13 protein-coding genes are annotated in these 18,146 nt (G+C 45.4%); 5 read left to right on the plus strand and 8 right to left on the minus strand.

Features of this window, described 5'->3' with window-relative positions; all coding sequences use genetic code 11:
• The first annotated feature begins 176 nt into the window (after positions 1-176).
• Entirely contained in the window at positions 177-530 is a 354-nt protein-coding gene (locus Q5691_RS22805) for a DUF6464 family protein (RefSeq protein WP_333213367.1), read from the plus strand.
• Positions 531-757: 227 nt separating this feature from the next.
• Here the strand turns inward: Q5691_RS22805 and Q5691_RS22810 are convergent, their stop codons facing one another.
• The 6 genes from Q5691_RS22810 to Q5691_RS22835 all read right to left on the minus strand — a co-directional run bounded on the left by Q5691_RS22810 (position 758) and on the right by Q5691_RS22835 (position 10,372).
• A complete protein-coding gene (locus Q5691_RS22810; RefSeq protein WP_333347242.1) occupies positions 758-1,108 on the minus strand; it encodes a late competence development ComFB family protein in 351 nt (116 codons plus the stop codon).
• A 74-nt stretch (positions 1,109-1,182) separates the two neighbouring features.
• The gene (locus Q5691_RS22815) at positions 1,183-1,491 is read right to left on the minus strand and encodes a DUF1830 domain-containing protein (RefSeq protein WP_333347245.1); all 309 of its coding nucleotides are present in this window, start codon (positions 1,489-1,491) and stop codon (positions 1,183-1,185) included.
• 1,066 nt (positions 1,492-2,557) lie between these two features.
• On the minus strand, positions 2,558-2,944 hold the full coding sequence (locus Q5691_RS22820) for a response regulator (RefSeq protein ID WP_333083611.1): 387 nt from the start codon (positions 2,942-2,944) through the stop codon (positions 2,558-2,560).
• A gap of 275 nt (positions 2,945-3,219) precedes the next feature.
• Positions 3,220-6,681: a PAS domain S-box protein gene (locus Q5691_RS22825; protein WP_333307913.1), complete on the minus strand. Its 3,462-nt coding sequence runs from the start codon at positions 6,679-6,681 to the stop codon at positions 3,220-3,222.
• A gap of 279 nt (positions 6,682-6,960) precedes the next feature.
• Entirely contained in the window at positions 6,961-8,883 is a 1,923-nt protein-coding gene (locus Q5691_RS22830) for a response regulator (RefSeq protein ID WP_333307911.1), read from the minus strand.
• 202 nt (positions 8,884-9,085) lie between these two features.
• Complete coding sequence (locus Q5691_RS22835) at positions 9,086-10,372, minus strand: chemotaxis protein (protein ID WP_333213372.1); 1,287 nt, start codon at positions 10,370-10,372, stop codon at positions 9,086-9,088.
• A gap of 249 nt (positions 10,373-10,621) precedes the next feature.
• Between Q5691_RS22835 and Q5691_RS22840 the strand changes: the two genes are divergently transcribed.
• The 3 genes from Q5691_RS22840 to Q5691_RS22850 all read left to right on the plus strand — a co-directional run bounded on the left by Q5691_RS22840 (position 10,622) and on the right by Q5691_RS22850 (position 14,470).
• A complete protein-coding gene (locus tag Q5691_RS22840; RefSeq protein ID WP_333347247.1) occupies positions 10,622-13,174 on the plus strand; it encodes an ATP-binding protein in 2,553 nt (850 codons plus the stop codon).
• Between the two features lie 141 nt (positions 13,175-13,315).
• Positions 13,316-13,681: a four helix bundle protein gene (locus Q5691_RS22845; protein ID WP_333213374.1), complete on the plus strand. Its 366-nt coding sequence runs from the start codon at positions 13,316-13,318 to the stop codon at positions 13,679-13,681.
• A 114-nt stretch (positions 13,682-13,795) separates the two neighbouring features.
• Positions 13,796-14,470 (plus strand): N-acetylmannosamine-6-phosphate 2-epimerase, encoded by a 675-nt coding sequence (locus tag Q5691_RS22850; RefSeq protein WP_333213390.1) that lies wholly within the window; start codon positions 13,796-13,798, stop codon positions 14,468-14,470.
• A gap of 267 nt (positions 14,471-14,737) precedes the next feature.
• Here Q5691_RS22850 and Q5691_RS22855 read toward each other — a convergent pair whose 3' ends face one another.
• Entirely contained in the window at positions 14,738-15,097 is a 360-nt protein-coding gene (locus Q5691_RS22855; RefSeq protein WP_333213375.1) for a phage holin family protein, read from the minus strand.
• 214 nt (positions 15,098-15,311) lie between these two features.
• On the opposite strand from Q5691_RS22855, the gene mrdA reads away from it, so the two are divergent.
• The gene (gene mrdA / locus Q5691_RS22860; RefSeq protein WP_333213376.1) at positions 15,312-17,126 is read left to right on the plus strand and encodes a penicillin-binding protein 2; all 1,815 of its coding nucleotides are present in this window, start codon (positions 15,312-15,314) and stop codon (positions 17,124-17,126) included.
• Between the two features lie 96 nt (positions 17,127-17,222).
• On the opposite strand, the gene Q5691_RS22865 is transcribed toward mrdA, so the two are convergent.
• Positions 17,223-17,963: a Uma2 family endonuclease gene (locus tag Q5691_RS22865; RefSeq protein WP_333347252.1), complete on the minus strand. Its 741-nt coding sequence runs from the start codon at positions 17,961-17,963 to the stop codon at positions 17,223-17,225.
• Positions 17,964-18,146: the final 183 nt, after the last annotated feature.

Genomic DNA, 18,146 nt, shown 5'->3' on the forward strand with positions numbered 1-18,146 from the left:
CTTATTCTCTCCCGGCGCGGTGGCTTTAGTTCTTCTCAAAGCCACCGTTCTCATCTTTATTTAGTCTAAAGTACAGTAAATTACTCTCTCTATAAAAACTTATCTTTCTAGATGAACAAGATGTAGGTTGAGTCAACTATTTGCCCCTTTAGTTCAGTTCGCAAACGCACCGCCACATGGAACAAAATACTTTACCCGTAGAGGTGATTCTCTCTCACCCCCGCCAATATTTAGGCAGCATTCGGCTGGATTGGACGCCACAACCGGGGAACTATCTAGATTTAGAGGGACAAACCTACGCTGTATTGGAACGCCACCACCGCTATCAACTCAAATGTGGCCGCTACCGACTGCAAAAAATTGCCCTGTACGTGCAGTCGGCTACACCGCCGACGGAAAGAACTTTTGTAAGTGGCATCTGGGTTATCGGAGATGCTAGCTGTCGCTTTAATGCTCGATCGGAAATTCTGCGCTGTGCTGTCAATCCCAATGGCCCGTGCAACTGCTGCGGCGATTACCAAAAGTCTTGAATCATCAAGTCAATCGATTTTAGATTTTAGATTTTAGATTTTAGATTTTAGCATTGACTTGCGCGAGATAAATTCGGGGGCGCCTTTATCGGATACAGGTTTTTTATTTCTGGACGGATGAATCACGTGGCGGGTATCCTGGATGCTTTCTGTCAGTACAATTCCATCTCCTCCAACCGAGAGTGCCGAGAATCTCGGCTTCTCCCTCATTCATTTACAAAAAACTATCAAAACCCACTAGCAACCCTCGAACCGAATTTAACTTCTTCAGGCAGGGGGTAATCTATCTTCTGATAGCTGTGCAGCACGTCGCGAATGCCAGTATGAATCAAATTTTCTATGTGCAGCAACTGCTCAGAAGAACAGCGAACCTGAACTGTTTGGTTTGACACAGACTCGCCGGAGTCGATCGCAGTATATCTATTAGGAACTCGGCTGAGCACATAAGCAATTAAATCCTGTCGCAATCCCGAAGGCGAAAAAGCTTGTTGGTAAGGGTGCTTCGGATAAGACTCCAAGATATTTTCTACTTCCTCTGTGACTACAGCTAAGGTAATATTGACAAGATTTTTCTGCATTTTCCCCGTCCCCAAACACTCGTTAACTAATATTTTTGTGGCCGTTCTCGATCTCGTCTGATTTCTCATGAATTTTAACCCGCTAATACCCCCAATCGTTCTTCGGTCATCACCAGCTCGAACTCGGAACTTACCTCTTCTATAACCCGCAGGACGTAGCAGGGAATCTTGTCGGATAAAATAGCACTTGCCACCGTACCAGTGTGAATTTCTAAGACTGCTTCTGCAGCAGCTTCAAACATCAGTCGCTGTCCCGGAAACATCACTCTTTCAAAGTACCAATTAGGAATGTTCCCAATCCGAACCACCTGAACTTGGTTGCTAACATTTGCGTAATAGCACAGAATCTGCTTGTTACCTTTATAAGATAGCTGATCAGACATTTAAAAAATCTCCACACTCTTTCTAAAACTTACTGAGACTTGGCCTTGCCTGTTAGTAGCAATTACGAGTTTGGCTCTTGTTCAAACGATCGACTTATTTTTGGGGTGTTATTCGAGAGCGCGAATCACATCTTCAGTTATTAATTTTTGTAGCATTTAGTTATCCTGCCAACACTTAGAGGACTGGCGCAGGAACCCGGTTTTTCCCGGTACAAAACCCGGTTTGTTTGGTATGCAGGGCCTAGATCCTGACTTATGGAGGTTGGTTGTGCTGTAGCACGAGTTAATCGAAAGTACCCTCACTCCCCCGAACTCTCCTGACAACAGGTTCGCTCTTTGGCAGCGGAATGGTGCTGAGAGTGCGATCGACCTTCAGATCCAGAGCTTCGGGTAAACTTTATCTAGAAAATATGAGGAAATTATGAAGGCCATCATTTTTTTGATAAATATACTTTTGCCGAAGGAGAGATTACAACAGTTAGGCAAAAACCTGGTTTTTGAGCCAAAAACTTGGCTGCATCTGTGATCCTGGGTTAAAAAACCAGGTTTCTGAGGGAAATCTGCATAAATCTTGGATTAGCAGGTTGAAACGGAGTTTTTTAGCAAAAAACTTGGCTGCATCTGTGATTCCGGGTTAAGAAAAACCGTTCTTGAGGCAAGTGTTTGTAACTTCTGGAGGAGTTATTCTGCCTGTAAATACGGTGATCGGCGATCGGCTTTGCGGGTAACAAAAAACCCCGACTCCCTGAGATCATCTCTAGAACTTCTAGGGAATCAGAGTTTAAGTTAACCAATCACCGATCGATCTCAAAGCTAAATCAAAAAAATGAGGAAATTATGAACATAGCCGGAAAAACTAGGAATTTCCTGGACGCATAAACCGGGTTATGTAACATAATTGAATAATTTTCGCAACAATCAAGAAAAGGAGAAAGCGGATTTTTGATCGTCATCCGGCTTTAATGCCCCCTTGATTCTTTAGTCGGGCTGGGCCAACTTTGTTTGTCTAGTAGGGGTTTCAAATGCCGAGTTTGATATGGTATCTGCGATCGCCTTTTACCCCAGTTTATAGCAACGGTTCCCAACCCAGAATGTCCGCCACTTGCTGTGCCAAACTCAAAGGATCGAAAGGCTTGGCAATCACCCCCGCTACCCCCAAATCAGCAAATTCGCTCAAATCCATCGCCTGCACCTTAGCCGTCAGGAAAATCACCGGAATCCCCCGAGTAGCCACATTGTTTTGCAGCAAACCAAACAGAGTAAGTCCGTCCATATCCGGCATCATCACATCTAGCAGGATAGCGTCAGGAAGTTGAGTTTCAGCTAACAGCAATCCTTGGCTGCCGTCGGGCGCGCTTAGTACAATCCAGCCGCCTAAATGTTCCAGACAGGCCTGAATCACGCTGCAGAGGTTTTTTTCATCATCGATGACCAGAATGCGCTTTGCTGACATAATTAAAACTCAAATTTTAAATTAATTATGGTAAACTGAAAAAAACTTAAGCACCCTGCCTCATCAACTCGGCTTCTTCACAGATAGAGAAGAAGAAAGAAGCAATAAAATTAAGAGTTTCAGCAGTTAAGAACGTTCTAATCAAGCGGTTGGTATGTAGCCACTCACCTACTGAAACCCTGAACATAAAAATCGACATATCAGACTCCCAAAATCATCCTAACCGCGTGCGTTTCCAGAAACTTTAGCTTTCGCGAGTTCCGATCAAAGCAATCTCAAACCTCCAAACTTTTTCCCCCTTCGCCTTCCAACGGTGCAGGCACTGTGAAATAGAAACTGCTTCCTTCTGAGACAACACTTTCGGCCCAAATTCTGCCGCCGTGCTGCTGTACGATACTGCGACAGATAGCCAAACCCAAACCCGTACCTCCTTTTTGGCGGGAGTCAGAAGCATCGACTTGTTGAAACCGTCCAAAGATAGTTTCTAGTTTATCTGCAGGAATCCCCCGCCCTCGATCTTTGACTTCAAATAAAACCCGTGAAGCGTAGCTATCCCGTAGGGAATCGCCTAAATCTTCCACCCTGAGAGTTACTGTACTCCCTGGAGCGGAGAATTTAATCGCATTGCTCAACAAATTTACCAGCAGTTGAACGATTCTGTCCGGGTCAGCCCAAATTTGGGCTGTTTCGGGCAAAATCGACAAATCAATATTATTTTCAGCAGCCAAAGAAAGTACAGCTTCTGCAGACTTCCGCATCAAGACCTGGGCATCGCACCACTGCTTGACGAGGATAACTTGGCTCGAATCGAGCCGCTCTAAGTCGAGAATATCGTTTACCAAACGCACTAACCGTTCGGTATCGCTCGAAGCGATTTCTAACATCTGTTTGGCAGTTTCCGGTTTACTTTTCAGTACCCCAGCCGCCAGCAAACCTAAAGAACCGCGAATGGAGGCAAGCGGCGTTCTCAGTTCGTGGCTGACAATCGAAATAAACTCATTTTTCATTTTTTCAATTGCCCGACTTTCTGTGATATCTGTGACTGTGCCGACGTGACCAATTAGTTGAGATCTGTCGGAAAAAATCGGAGCTGTTTTCAGCCGACAAAACCGGATGGTTCCGTCTCGCTGGATGTGTCGGAATTCGCAGGAAAATTCCCCATCTAGCGATTGCGATTGGGACCACTTAGACAGAATTAGTTTGAGGTCTTTGCGGTGAACAAACCGCATCCAGCCGTTTCCTAAAGCTGCTGCCGGTGTGAAGCCACCAATTGCTTGACAGCGAGGATTTGTATAGGTACATTTCCCCTCAGTATCGATTTTGAAAATGCCCACAGGGGAGCTCTCGCTCAGAGAGCGAAATAAAGCTTCGCTTTCCCGGAGTTCTGCTTGAGAGCTTTCTAGTTCTCTGGTTCGCTGCAAAACTCGCATTTCTAACCGTTCGTTGAGCTGTTGAAGGGCTGCTTCAGCAAGTTTACGATCGCTAATATCTCGGTGCACTGAGACCCAGTGGGTAAACTCACCATTTTCGTCCGCTATGGGCACAATGCTCATTTCTACCCAAAATTCCGTCCCGTCTTTGCGGTAATTGATCGAGTCAACTCGCAGCGGCTGCCAGGTTTCCAAAGCTGTCCGAATTTGATCGAGACTGGCGCGGTCTGTTTTTTCTCCTTGCAAGATGCGCGGCGTTTTGCCCACAACTTCTTCTAGCGTATAGCCGGTCATCCGCGTGAAAGCTGGGTTGACATAAATAATTCGCGGGCCCGGTTCTTCAACCGGTTCAGCTTCGGTAATTAACACGGCGTCGTTAGTGGTGGTGACTGCTGATTCCAACAGGCGCAACTGCAATTCTCTAGCTTTGCGATCGGTAATTTCTGTAACTGTCCCCACCATCCGCACTGCATCGCCGGCTTCGTTGTAAAAAAACTTACCTTTTCCCTCGATCCAGTGAATGCTGCCGTCGGGCCAAACCACGCGGTATTCCAGAAAGTAATCTGCTCGCTGGGCCAAAGTCTGATTTATAGTATTATCCGTATTTTTTAAATCTTCTGGGTGAATGCAAGCTGCAAAACTTTGATAAGTTCCCGCAAAAGTTCCAGGGGCAAACCCAAACAACTCTTCGTGTTCCCTCGACCAAACAATGCGATTTTTCTGCAAGTCCCAGTCCCAAAATCCGATTTTGGTAGCAGACAAAGCTAAGCTAAGCTGCTGATTAGTTTTCCGCAACTCCATGCTAGTAATAGCAACTCGTAGTTCTCGGGCTATTTCGATTTCGCACCGCTGCCAAGGCAAAGATTTTAACCTCACAGTTTCTTGCCATAAGTCAAAGGAATTGCGAGGAGACAGCGGCCGGCTGCCATCCGGTTTCATCTCAATTTCCCCGTCTGGTTTGCCGGCCCAGTTGACAGTTTGAATTGTTTCGGGACGGAACCACAAAATGTAATAATTTTGCATCTCGGACATGGCAAGGACGAGCAAACCGCTAGCAACTTCTTTAAAAGTCTGCGAGGGCGGATAGAGTTTTGAGAGAGAATCTGTATAAAAAATATCATTATTTATTTGAGTTTTTATCCAAGCAATTAAGTTTTCAATTTCTAGTAATTCCGGGGTTTTGCCGATGGTTGTTAAATTTTCATTTGCACACACAACTCCACCAGTTGCGCCCACTAAGGTCAGCAATTCATCTCCGGATTTAAGTAAACCTTCTACAAACCAGTGTGATTGAGAAATTTTGGTAATAAACTTATGGCAATTTTCTTTTAAATAAATTGCATATTCCCAATTTTCGCTATCTTGTTTATAGCTAAGTTCTAGATTCACAAACTTTGCTAGTAGTTCGCAAGCCTTTCTTGTTTCGTAGTTGACATACTTTCGTGTTGGGTGGTGACAGGCGATCAATCCCCAGAGTTTTCGATCTTTGATTAATGCCAAGGTCATGCTAGCGCCAACGTTCATATTTTTGAGATATTGAACATGGCAAGGGGAAACTGCTCTCAACAAAGAGAAGCCCAGATTCAGGGGGCGGCCGTTCAGCGGATTGCAGTGAGGAATTAGTTCTATCGGCTGACAGTTAATATCGGGAATAAACCGAATTAAATTCATGTTGAACAGCTTTCTTGCCTGGGGAGGAATATCGGTAGCCGGATAGTGCAGTCCCAATAAAGGAGCCAAACTTTCTACTTTGTCTTCGGCGACAACTTCCCCCGCACCGGTGGTATCAAATTGATAGACGATCGCTCGATCGAAACCGATCATCCTCCGCACCTCTGCAACTGCTGTCTGGCACAGCACTTGCAGGTTTGGTGTTTTGTGGATTTTGTCGATCGGCTCTTGGACTAAATGATAAAAATCGAAAGAATCGCTAGGTTTTGGGGAAACAGCCGACTCGAGCTCAAGAATTAATGCTGAATTTGATTGATGTAGCGTCCCCTCAAAAAAAGACTTGCGGTCTTGACTTTTGAATGATAATCTGATAGCGTTACGTTGTTGGTCGTTTTCAAATAAAGCTTTTTCAATAGCTTGAATTTCCTCAGTCTCGACAAATTCCTCTAAAAATTGCTCCAAAAGTTGTTCGGGGTAAAGGCCCATCGCCTCAAAAGTATTGTTGCTAACTTGCAAAATTTTCAACGCCGGAGATTCCAGCACCAAAAGGATGCCGTGAGGTTGAATCGAACCCGGGGCGTAAATTAGTTCGCAGTCGCTGTCATTGAGATTGTTTTTGTCTGAGGGCAATATCATGGCTTTCACCTGATTAATACTTCTCTAAATAAGTCTGTGTTCTTGATGAGCTGGCAAGCATCTATTAACGCCATCGCGTCCGAATCGCACAACCAAACAATCCCAAGTCTTGGCTAAGGCTTCCTGAGTCGTTTCCGACACGCACTGCATATTTATTCATGGTTATACCAGTTTTAAACAAGAATACAACTGTAGCCCCGTGCTCCCAACCACGAGCTTCATCATTCATTCCCAATTCTTCAATTCTTTAATTCTTTAATTTTTTAATCTAAAATGGGATTAGCGCTGTGCCTGAGCCAGTCTGTTTCTTAGTTGAGTCCGCTCCAAACGATTCAGGAGGCGAGCAATTAATTCCGGTTTCACGATCGGCTTGTTCACGTAGTCGTCAGCACCTGCGACAAACATTTGGCGCACTATTTCTGACTCGGAATGAGCTGTCAAAAATAGGACGGGGAGCTTGCTCCAGCGCAAATCGTTGCGAACTGCCAAACACAGCTCGATACCGCTGTAACCGGGCATCTCCACATCTAAAATTAGCAAATCCGGACAAGTCGTTTCGAGTACCTCCCAGAACTTTTCGGGATCGTCCAATGTTGTTACTTGAAATCCCCAAGGTTGTAGAATCACTTGCAGTACAGCCAATAGATGCACGTCATCGTCTACCACCATAACTTTAGCTTCAGCAGGGCCAGTCTGGTCGATTAATTGGGCGACTGCTTTGAGTATATCTGCTGGGGGTATAGATTTGTGTAAAAAGCCCGAAGCTCCCAAACGAGCAACTTCTATTCGATCGCTCAATTGATTGTGTCCGCTAAAAACCATCACCGGAATTTCTGGCTTTTCACTGCGGAGTTCGGCTAAGAGAGAAAGTCCGTTTTCCTGAGATCGGGAAAATTTCAAATCCAGCAAAATCGCGTCGGGAGGCTGTTGAGAAATCGCATTTCTTGCCGCTTGCGGAGAGTTGGCGACTTCTATCTGAAAGCCGGAACCGGATGCTACTGTTTTCAGTTGCTCGCTCCCAAAAGTATCATCATCAACAATCAGCATTCGGCGCGTTTGGGAAACCGCAGGAACCAAAGCGCCTTCTGGTTCGGGCGACGGGCGATCGAATACCTGTTTGAGCTGATGCAGAAATCCCTCAATCTGCTGAGCTGTCCCCGGTTTCAAGATATTTTCAGCCTTGAACAAATGTTCTATCTCGCGCGCAACTTCCGAACCTTTCGGCAGGCCTAACGTTCCCAAAGAACCGACTAATTTGTGAGCTTGGGTCTGGGCTTCCTCGCGCAGTTCGCCCTCCAAGCTTCCGTTTTTCAGTTGAGCGATCGCGCGATCGAATATCGCCACCTTTTCTATAAAATTAGCTTTTAAATTTTCCCGCATTTGGGCAATCGCATTCAAGACTTTGAGACGGCGCTCGTCTTTGTTTAATTCCTGGCTAGACCCGCTGGATTCAGTAGATAAAGTCTCTTGATTTTTAGCAGTTTCTGCCGTTTCCTGCCCAACTTGTTGGCTCTCAATCTCCTCCGGCAGACTTTTGAGCCGATAGCCCAATCCGTACACGGTTTCCACTAAATCTACAGTCATCCCGGCTGCTTTCAGCTTCTGCCGCAGCCCCTTGATGTGAGCGGTAACTGCTTCTTCTTGAGGAAATTCGCCGGCCGACCAAATGCGATCGAGGATAGCGCTGCGACTGAAAATGCGCCGAGGATTTCTCAGGAAAAGTTCGAGCAAATTGTACTCTTTGGGAGTCAAGTGCAGCACTTTTTCGGCATAAGTTACTTCCGTAGTGTCTGGGTTGACTTGCAGTTTTTCCCAAGTCAAATTTGTACTTGACAAAGTTGCCTTACCCCGGCGCAGCAAAGCCCGAATTCGAGCGATTAATTCTTCGAGATTAAAGGGTTTGACCACATAATCGTCTGCACCCGCCTCTAAACCTTGGACTCGATCGTTGCTGCTATCTAGCGCTGTCAGCAGTAAAATCGGCATTTGGCAGCCGGACGATCGCAATTTTCGACACAAACTAATGCCGTCGAGTTTAGGAATTAGCACATCCAAAACAATCAGGTCGTAATCGTATGCCTGCACCAAATGCAACGCTGTTTCACCGTCTGCTGCCGCATTCACATTGTAATTGTGAGAGTTCAGCGCTTGAGTCAGCAAACTGACTGTAACTATGTCATCTTCTACCAGCAGGATTTTCATAAACTTCACCTGTCCTTCCAACTATTCTTGGAACTTTTTATCGGTTTTTGGGGCTAATTAAATAGCCTTTTTACAACTGAATTCAAAAAATCCCCACCTTCAGTATAACAAATACTATTCTTGAAATAGAATTATTGTCAATTATTATTTTGATTTTATTTGTTTTCCTCTCGAAATGTTTCATTAGATTCGGGCTGATATTTTATGGTTTTTTGTACTTCAGCGCCTGCTGAATCTTTTGAATCAAATATTGCGAGGAATCTTGATTTTTAACTAAGTCTTCCAACTCGGTGACCGCGACTTCTGTGTGTTCTATATCTCTAACTAAAGAATCAGCGGTAACACTTTTTATGACTCCCAAAGGTTCTTGGATAGCGGTCAACGAATTGAAATTTTTTTCCGCTATTAATTCTTCCAACTCTAATAGGGCCATTTCGGCGCGATCGATCTTGATAGTCACTGATTTAGCCACATTAGCACCCGCTCTTGCTGCCTCCGTGAGTTCGTGAACTCGAAGTTTAAATCGGCTAGCAATTTGCTCCATTTGAGTCCCCAATTCAAAAGTTTTACTTGCCAGTCTGCCAATTTCTAGACTCACTTTGCTCAGGCCACTAGGCTGACTTCCCATTTGATTGGTAACTACAGCCACCTGTACTGCTAAATGCCTGACTTGTTCGATCGCCTCCCGAATGGTTCGGGAAGTGCGGTTAACCGTTTCTAAATCATTAGCTATTGCTTTGCCCACCCCCAAAATTTTATCTGTATTGTTGCAAATAGAATTAGCACCTTGAAAAGTAGCTTGAAATGCTTGGCGACCTTCCGAAGAAATCAGTTTCGCAATCCTTACAAATCGCTGATTCATTTGAGCGATTTCTTCAGCTTGTTTGACCAGTGCCACTTGCTGGGAACTAGGATTGGCATGGGAATTTTCTGTTTGACGTTGGTGGATTTTTAAAAGTTCATTACATTCGTGAACCTTAGCCTGTTCTTGTTGAATTAGCGCCAAATACTTGTGTCTTTCTACTCGGTATTTTTGAATAGCTTTGTTGGCTTGCGCTAAAAGTTTCGACTGGGCAATCACCAGAGTATGAACGTCCAAAAGGTGGTGGCTCTGGTCTTCCCTTACCACAATAATTGGTTCATAAATCAAGTCTTTGTGCCTGTGGAAAGACGCTTGGACGGCATCGTCAACTTTCCAGTTTTCCGAAAGCAGCAAAGGCGGAATTCTAATAAAATCTAACAATGCTCGAATCGGGTGTGACCCGTAAAGTTCTGCGCGATCGGGAAAACTCATTTGCTCTCGAAATTTGACGCGAGAAATCATGCCCAATACCTGTGATTCATGAGTAATAATGACTCCCGGCAGGTCTGGTTCTTGCTCAAATCTTTCAGCCACTACCTGTCCTAGAGTTGCAGCGCTCACTTGAAAGTCGTGACACGGCAGATGTCCGATCGTGAAATCGGGGGTGAGTTGAGTTGGATTGCTCATTTACCCGGATAGTGTTAAGTACAAGTTAACAAATTATATATTAATATTATACTGGAATAAGATTGTTTCAAGTAATAACAATGATAGGGAGAAATAAGCTCTCTGGCTCCGGGGCCTTCTATTACCTACTTTCTGACTACTGTCATCTCAAGCCTGTTGGATCGGCCGCACCTGTTATGCCACGGGTTCCGTCCTCACAACAGGGGCATTCATATTTTGTTCTTTAAAACAACCGGGAAAATATCTAGATTGAAACCAAAAACCTTACATCGGACTTTGCCCCTAGCAACCTTTGAGGCTGCTTACCAGTTGTTACAGCAAATGGCTGAACTCCCAGGGGCGATTTGGCTGACCGACGATGCGATGATCGCTGATTCTCACAATCTGGAAAATTCGTCGGAAAGGTTTGCAGCAGTGGTATCAGAGCATTTTAGCGCACTGCTGCGGGGCAATCTATTAGATGAGTTCGCAACAAACGGACACAAGCACAGCGAAAAAAATTTCCATTCGCAATTGAATGTGCAGTTGACTTTCGACCCCGGGGCGATCGCCGATTTCCTGTCTCCCCTCGCAGACAAACTCGCAGAAATAACGCCCGCACCCTCGTGGCAAATTGACATTCGCGCCCTCAAACAAGCAATTAAAAATATACAGACTAACTCGGCCGTTCTTCAAAGTGAATTCACCCTAAATTTGCTGGATATTCTCGCTGCCAATGCCAGCCCAAATAATCGCCCGCCCCTACACAGCCAAAGAGAAATAGAGGGAAAATCCGCGCCCAAAGTTATAGATCCAGAAACGCTACAAAGCCAGATTGCTGAAGCCGTCAATCAATTACAAATTGCCAGTCCCTGTATTTCATTTTGTCAGCCAGTAGAAGATGCTTTGCAGCAGCAGCTCGAACAAGAGCGACTTTTAAATCAGGTCACAACTCAAATCCGCCAGAGTTTGGAATTGCCTGTAATTTTGTCAAAAGCAGTCGAGCAAGTGCGAGAGTTTTTGGAGGTCGATCGCCTGTTAATTTATCAATTTGAAAAAGTGCCAGCACCGCACAAGATCGAGTTAGCGAAAGAAAGACCTACGGCGGTTTCTGGGTCTGGCGAAATCCCAGAAAATTCCGGGTCTTACTTGTATTTAGGTCGCGTTACCTACGAAGCTTTAGCCAACGATGCTATCTCGTCTGTACTGAATTTTAGTGATGGCGCGCAGTGTTTTACTAATGGAGTCATTGACCGAGAGAAATATCGCAAAGGTTTGGCTTTGTGCGTCGCGGATGTGGAAACAACTTACTCTTCGCAGCCTTGTTTTTTAGAGTTGATGCGGCGGGCCAAGGTGCGGGCAAAGTTGCTAGTGCCGATCGTAGTTCAAGATGACTTGTGGGGGCTGCTAATTGCCCACCAGTGTACTTTTCGGGAGTGGGAAGAAAGCAAAAAAACTTTTTTGCGACAAATAGCAGAACATTTGGCGATCGCCATTTACCAAGCCGAACTTTATGCACAAGTCCAGCAGCAAAAGCGCACCTCAGAACAGCGCGTAATAGAGCGCACGCGAGAACTGCGCGATGCACTGGTTGCCGCCCAGTCTGCCAGCCTCGCCAAGAGCGAATTTTTGGCAGCTATGAGCCACGAATTGCGGACTCCTCTCACTTGCGTCATCGGTATTTCCGACACGCTGCTGCGGTGGTCTTACGGCAAAGTTGGCAGCAAAGAAGTGCCGATACAAAAGCAGCGGCAGTACCTGCAAACTATCCGAGACAGCGGCGACCATTTATTAGAATTAATTAACGATATTTTAGATTTATCGCAAGTAGAAGCTGGAAAAGCAATATTAAAAATTAGTGAATTTTCACTTTCTAAATTAGCTTCTCAGAGCCTGCACGCCCTCAAAGAAAAAGCTGCGACTAAAGGCGTGGAACTGCTGCAAGAACAGCGAATAAAACAAGAGTGCGATCGCTTCATCGCTGACCCGCGCCGCTTGAGACAAATTCTCTTCAATCTTATAGGAAATGCGATTAAGTTTACTCCCAAAGGCGGGCGAGTCATCCTGCGAGTTTGGGTGACAGAAGATCAAAATCGAACGCCGGCATTTCGGCAGGCCGGTACTGCACCGGCAGGCAGCACCGCTGTTTTTCAAATCAAAGATACCGGGATTGGAATTCCCGAAAATCAGCGATCGCTGTTGTTTCAAAAATTCCAGCAGTTGGATTCCCCCTACCGCCGCGAATACGGCGGCACCGGTCTGGGATTGGCTTTAACTAAACAGTTAGTAGAGCTTCACGGCGGTGCGATCGAAGTCAACTCTACAGTTGATGTCGGCTCTACTTTTACCGTTTTTATACCCATCCAAACTCTAACCAAAGATGAATCCACAAAATTCACATATGAAAAATCCAATTCATCTTTACCGCTGCATTCTTCCTCCTTGCGGGGCAGTCTCGTGCTCGTCGAAGAAGATGAAGAAACTGCCATGCTGATTTGCGATATCCTGACAGCAGCAGGACTGCAAGTGGTGTGGATGATTGAAGGTTCGGCGGCGGTGGAACAAATTGAACTTTTGCAGCCCAATGCTGTGATTGTCGATATGCGTTTGCCGGGTATGAATGGCTGCGAAATAATTCACCAACTGCGCCAAAGACTAGCTACTGAAAATATCAAGATTCTAGCTTTAAGCGCTCATGAAATTCCGCTAGATCAGATATCTTTCGTGACGGCGGGAGCTAACGATTGTTTGGCTAAACCGATTCACCCTGAGCAATTGCTGGACAAAATTATTTCTTTAATGGCCGGGATTGGTAATGGGTAATTGGGCATGGGGCATGGGGCATGGGGCATGGGGCATGGGGCATGGGGCATGGGGCATGGGGCATGGGGCATGGGGCATGGGGCATTGGGCATGGGGCATTGGGCATTGGGCATTTAATATAATTCAGTTTTTGAGGCAATTATGGGAAGACCTGATTTTGAGGAATTAGAGGTTTATAAGTTGGCGGAAAGTTTGGCGAATCAGATTTGGGAAATTGTTAAAAAATGGGATTACTTCACAAAAGATACGATGGGTAAACAGATCGTTCGGTCTGCTGATAGTGTCTGTGCTAATATTGCTGAAGGAAGAGGTCGTTATAATGACCAAGATAATCGGCGTTTTGTAAAAATTGCGAGAGGCTCTTTGTACGAAACAGTAAACTGGTTAAGATTAGCCTACGCTAGACAACTTATCACAAGCGAAAAAGTAAGCAAATTTAAACCAATTGTCGGTAAATTACTACCAAAACTTAACGCTTATTTGATTTCAATAGGGCACAGGGAATAAATTACAAAAAAGCCCCATGCTCCATGCCCCATGCCCCATGCCCAATTCCCCATGCCCCATGCCCAATTCCCCATGCCCCATGCCCCATGCCCCATGCCCCATCCGCAATTCCCCATGATTAATTGTCAAATTCCTACAGGATTAATTGTTTCTTGTCAAGCACCTGCTGATTCGCCGCTGCACGATCCGATCGTAATTGCGGCAATGGCTCGAACCGCCATCAATAGAGGTGCGTCGGGCGTGCGGATTGACACTCCGGCTCACATTGCAGCGGTGCGAAAACAGATATCCGCTCCCATAATTGGGATTTGGAAGCAGCAATTGCCGGGATGCGAGATTTACATTACTCCTCGGTTTGAAGACGCGGGGGCGATCGCGGCTTCTGGAGCCGATATTATCGCCGTTGATGCTACTCTGAGAAACCGTCCTGCTGGCGAAGAGTTAAAGACATTAATCGGGCGAATTCACAGTGAATTGGGTAAATTAGTGATGGCGGATGTAGATACAATAGAAGCTGCGATCGCGGCCGCCGAAGCTGGTGCAGATACTGTAGCAACTACTCTTTTTGGCTACACTGCCCAGACGGAAAATTTTTCGCCGCCGGGATTTGATTTGCTTGCAGAAATGGTAGAAAAGCTTAAGGTTCCCGTTATCTGCGAAGGCGGGATATCGGGGCCGGAAATGGCTAAAAAAGCCTTGGATTTAGGAGCGATGGCTGTTGTTGTGGGGACAGATATTACTGGGATTGATCTTAAGGTGACGGCCTATAAGTCGCTGATGGGGAAGTAAGTTCGGCAACCGATTGTTTAACGGATGTAACGGATGTAACGGATTGAAAAAAGTTCGGCAACCGATTGTTTAACGGATGTAACGGATGTAACGGATTGAAGGAAGTTCGGCAACCGATTGTTTAACGGATGTAACGGATGTAACGGATTGAAGGAAGAAGGGAGAAGAAATATTCGGCGATAGAAATGGCTTGTAGGCACAGGAAACGCGCCTGCTAAGGGTGGGAAATATCGGGCGATTTCTATCGCCCTTTATCAGGGGAAGTTACTAAATCAGTACGCCGTTGATAAAGCTGCTAACTACAGCCAAGGCGATCGCCCCCAGTACCGCGCTCCAAAGGCCCATCCGCAAACTAAATCCTTCAACTAACTTCGCAGCCGAGGCAAAAACAATCACGTTCATTACAAAAGCAAACGCGCCGGAAAGCAATCCCAGCGTCAGTAGGTTCGGCACGAAAAAAACTGCTTTCAGAATTGGCAAAATTAAAACATTCAACATTCCCAAAACCGCAGCGGAAATTACTGCTTTCGGTGTGCTGTCAATTTCTACGCCGATCGGCAGTTGAGAAATTAGCAGCAAGCTGCTGCCCGTCACGAGCCAAGCAATCAAAAAATCGATCGGTTCCACAGAGCCCCTACCTCCTTAACAGTTGAATTGTCAGAAAAACCTGATATTTAATGTCTAACTTAGTCAACAAATCCGGCTGATTCATCTGCCAATCGATAGAATTTATGTCTGTTACTAAAGAGTTAGAAGTTATAATCCCTGTATCCTCTGCCAAATCATCCGGATGGGAACCGTATCAACCTGTTAGTTGAATAAAAAGAGCAGATTAATTAATATGGCTGGCGATTTTTCTTTTAACTCTAAAATCCGATTCGACAAAAATGGCTTGGACAATGCTTCACGGCAACGCAGCCGATCGCTCCAAGTTATGATTTTTATGCTGCTCGTCACTACGTTGGTGACGCTACCAATATTTCGTCTAGCCGAACTGCAACTGGTACAGGGAGCCTACAATCGACAGCGGGCGGAAAATAACCGCATTCGCCCTGTTTCAGTCCCAGCGACTCGCGGTCAAATTTTAGACCGCAACGGCAAAATTTTTGCGGCCAGCCGCGTATCTCGATCAGTATATGTGTGGCCAAAAGAACGATCGGCCAAGGAGTGGCAAGAGATCGCCGCTACACTGGGCCCGATCGTCAAACTTCCCGCGGCCGAAATTATCAAAAAAATCGATGTAGCTGGCTACAGATCAGCCCTGCCAGTGCGAATTAGTAAGGATATTGATGTCGGTACTTTCGTCGCTTTGGGAGAACAAAGTAATGCTTTGCGGGGAGTTGAAATTCGCGTAGAATCGAGCCGAGACAATCCCAACCAGCAATTAGCAGCTCACCTTTTGGGATACGTCGGCGAAGCTAGTTTAGATCAATTAAAAGCTAATCCTGCATATCCGATGGGAATGATCGTGGGTCAAATGGGAGTTGAAAAATTAGCCAATTCAACTTTAGAGGGTGTTTGGGGAAACCGTTTAATCGAGGTAAATGCTAAGGGCGAGGAAATCCAAGATTTAGGTGTAAAAGAGCCTATCCCCGGCAAACCGGTACAGCTAACTTTAGATTTAGATATGCAGAAAACTGCGGAAAAAGCTTTGGGCGATCGCCTTGGTGCAGTTGTGGCGATCGACGTGAAAACCGGCGCTCTTTTAACAATGGCTAGTTGGCCGACATTTGATCCCAATATTTTCACCCGCAAGGTAACTCAAACAGAATGGGATCGGCTGCAAGGGCCAGACAAGCCATTTTTAAATCGGGCCGTTCAAGGCTATCCAGTCGGCAGCACTTTTAAGATTGTAACTTCTGTAGCTGGGATGGAGTCGGGCAAGTTTTCTCCTGACTCGACTTTGGTAAGTTCTGCTTCAATTAACATCGGCGGAATTTCCTTTAACGAACACGGCGCCGGTTACGGCGTTATCGGTTTCCGCGATGCTTTAGCCTACAGCAGCAATACGTTTTTCTATCAAGTAGGTATGACTGCTGGGCCAGAAGAAATGGCAAAATGGGCTAAAAAAATGGGCATTGGCGGTACTATTAATTTAGATCTTTTGGGGATAGATGGCGCCAATCACGGTCAAGTTCCGATACCAGCAGAGAAACAGAAAATGTATGGGGAAGATTGGTATGTGGGCGATACGGTAACAATGGCAATCGGTCAAGGTTTGGTACTTTGTACTCCGCTAGAATTGGCAGTGATGGTGTCAACTATTGCCAACGGTGGTTGGCGAGTGCAGCCACATTTGTTGGCTTCTCAAACCAATACGCCTGTTACTCAAAAAATTTCAACAGGTATTAAGCCGGCAACTTTAAATGTCATTAAACAAGGATTGATTGAGGTGGTGAAAAAAGGTACAGGCCGCGGCTTGAATGATGGTACTATTCCTTTAAGTGCGGGCAAAACTGGGACGGTGGAAATGCCCGGTCATCCTGACAATTCTATGTATGTGGGTTTTGCTCCTGCTGACAAACCGGAAGTTGCGATCGCAGTTATAGTTGAAGGCGGCGGATTTGGTTCTGTATCGGCGGCACCAATTGCTCAAGAGGTATTCCGAACCTATTTCCAAAAGCAGGGTTTTAAACCTACTAATAAGCCTCTCTAGTCATGACTTCACTGTTGACTGTTGACTGTTGACTGTTGACATTTTGTCCAATACTTCGATCGCACTATCCTGGATATCTGGGAAAAGTGCGATCAATCAAAAATTTTCCCCTACCAATCGTCTCACTTCCACGGTTGATAAATTCATCATTTGCGCTACCTGTTCCCGACTCATTCCAGAATTTAAGAGTTGAGTTACGAGCTGGCGCAATGTTGACTCCGCGGCCATTCGTCCCAGTTTTTCTTCCTTATGAGTCTTCAAAAACTCACCCGTTTCAGGAACTCTAAACCTCAATTCTCCTGAAATTAGATGCAATTCCAGTCCCAACACTTCACTGAACAACCACAGCGTATCGAAAGCGATATTGTTGGCTGCAATCGGCTCATACTGATTGTTTATTAAACGTACTCCCTGTAAAATTGGATTCAGATAATCTCCCGACGGATGGTACTGAAAATATTCCCTAACTCCCAAATCCCGATAAATTTCCGGTTTCGTTTGTTGGTCTTTCGTCTGAGTAGTTTCCGAAGTAATTTCTAACACAAAATCGGGAGTAATTCCGCCTTCTTCCCAAACTTTATAATTATCCCTTTTGCGGTTAGCTACTCCAAACACCACATAAATATCCGGAGCAACAACCGCTTGGTTGTTCCCTTGTTCATAATAAATGAAAGAATTAGCTGACACGTAAACATCAGAACGTTCTTGAAAGTAAAGCTTGACAGCTTCAACGCTGTAAGTCATGTAATCGCGCGTGATGTCGCTTTCAGCCATCGGCTCTCCGTCGCTGCTGGGATATTCAATTTCTAGTTGTTCGACTTGAGTTAAAATTGTCATTTTTCAATTTCCCTCAAAGTTAATTAATTTAATGTCCGGTAAATAAGTTTGGTAGGGTGCGTCGCTGCGATATCTTGGATAAAACTTGCAGATTATAGATGGCGACGCACCTTACACGGGATCTCGTAATATTGTGTGTATCACATATACATGGAATATGCTGTATAAACGGAGGACACGGCA

This window comes from Microcoleus sp. w1-18aA5, assembly GCF_036701705.1.
Lineage (GTDB): Bacteria > Cyanobacteriota > Cyanobacteriia > Cyanobacteriales > Microcoleaceae > Microcoleus.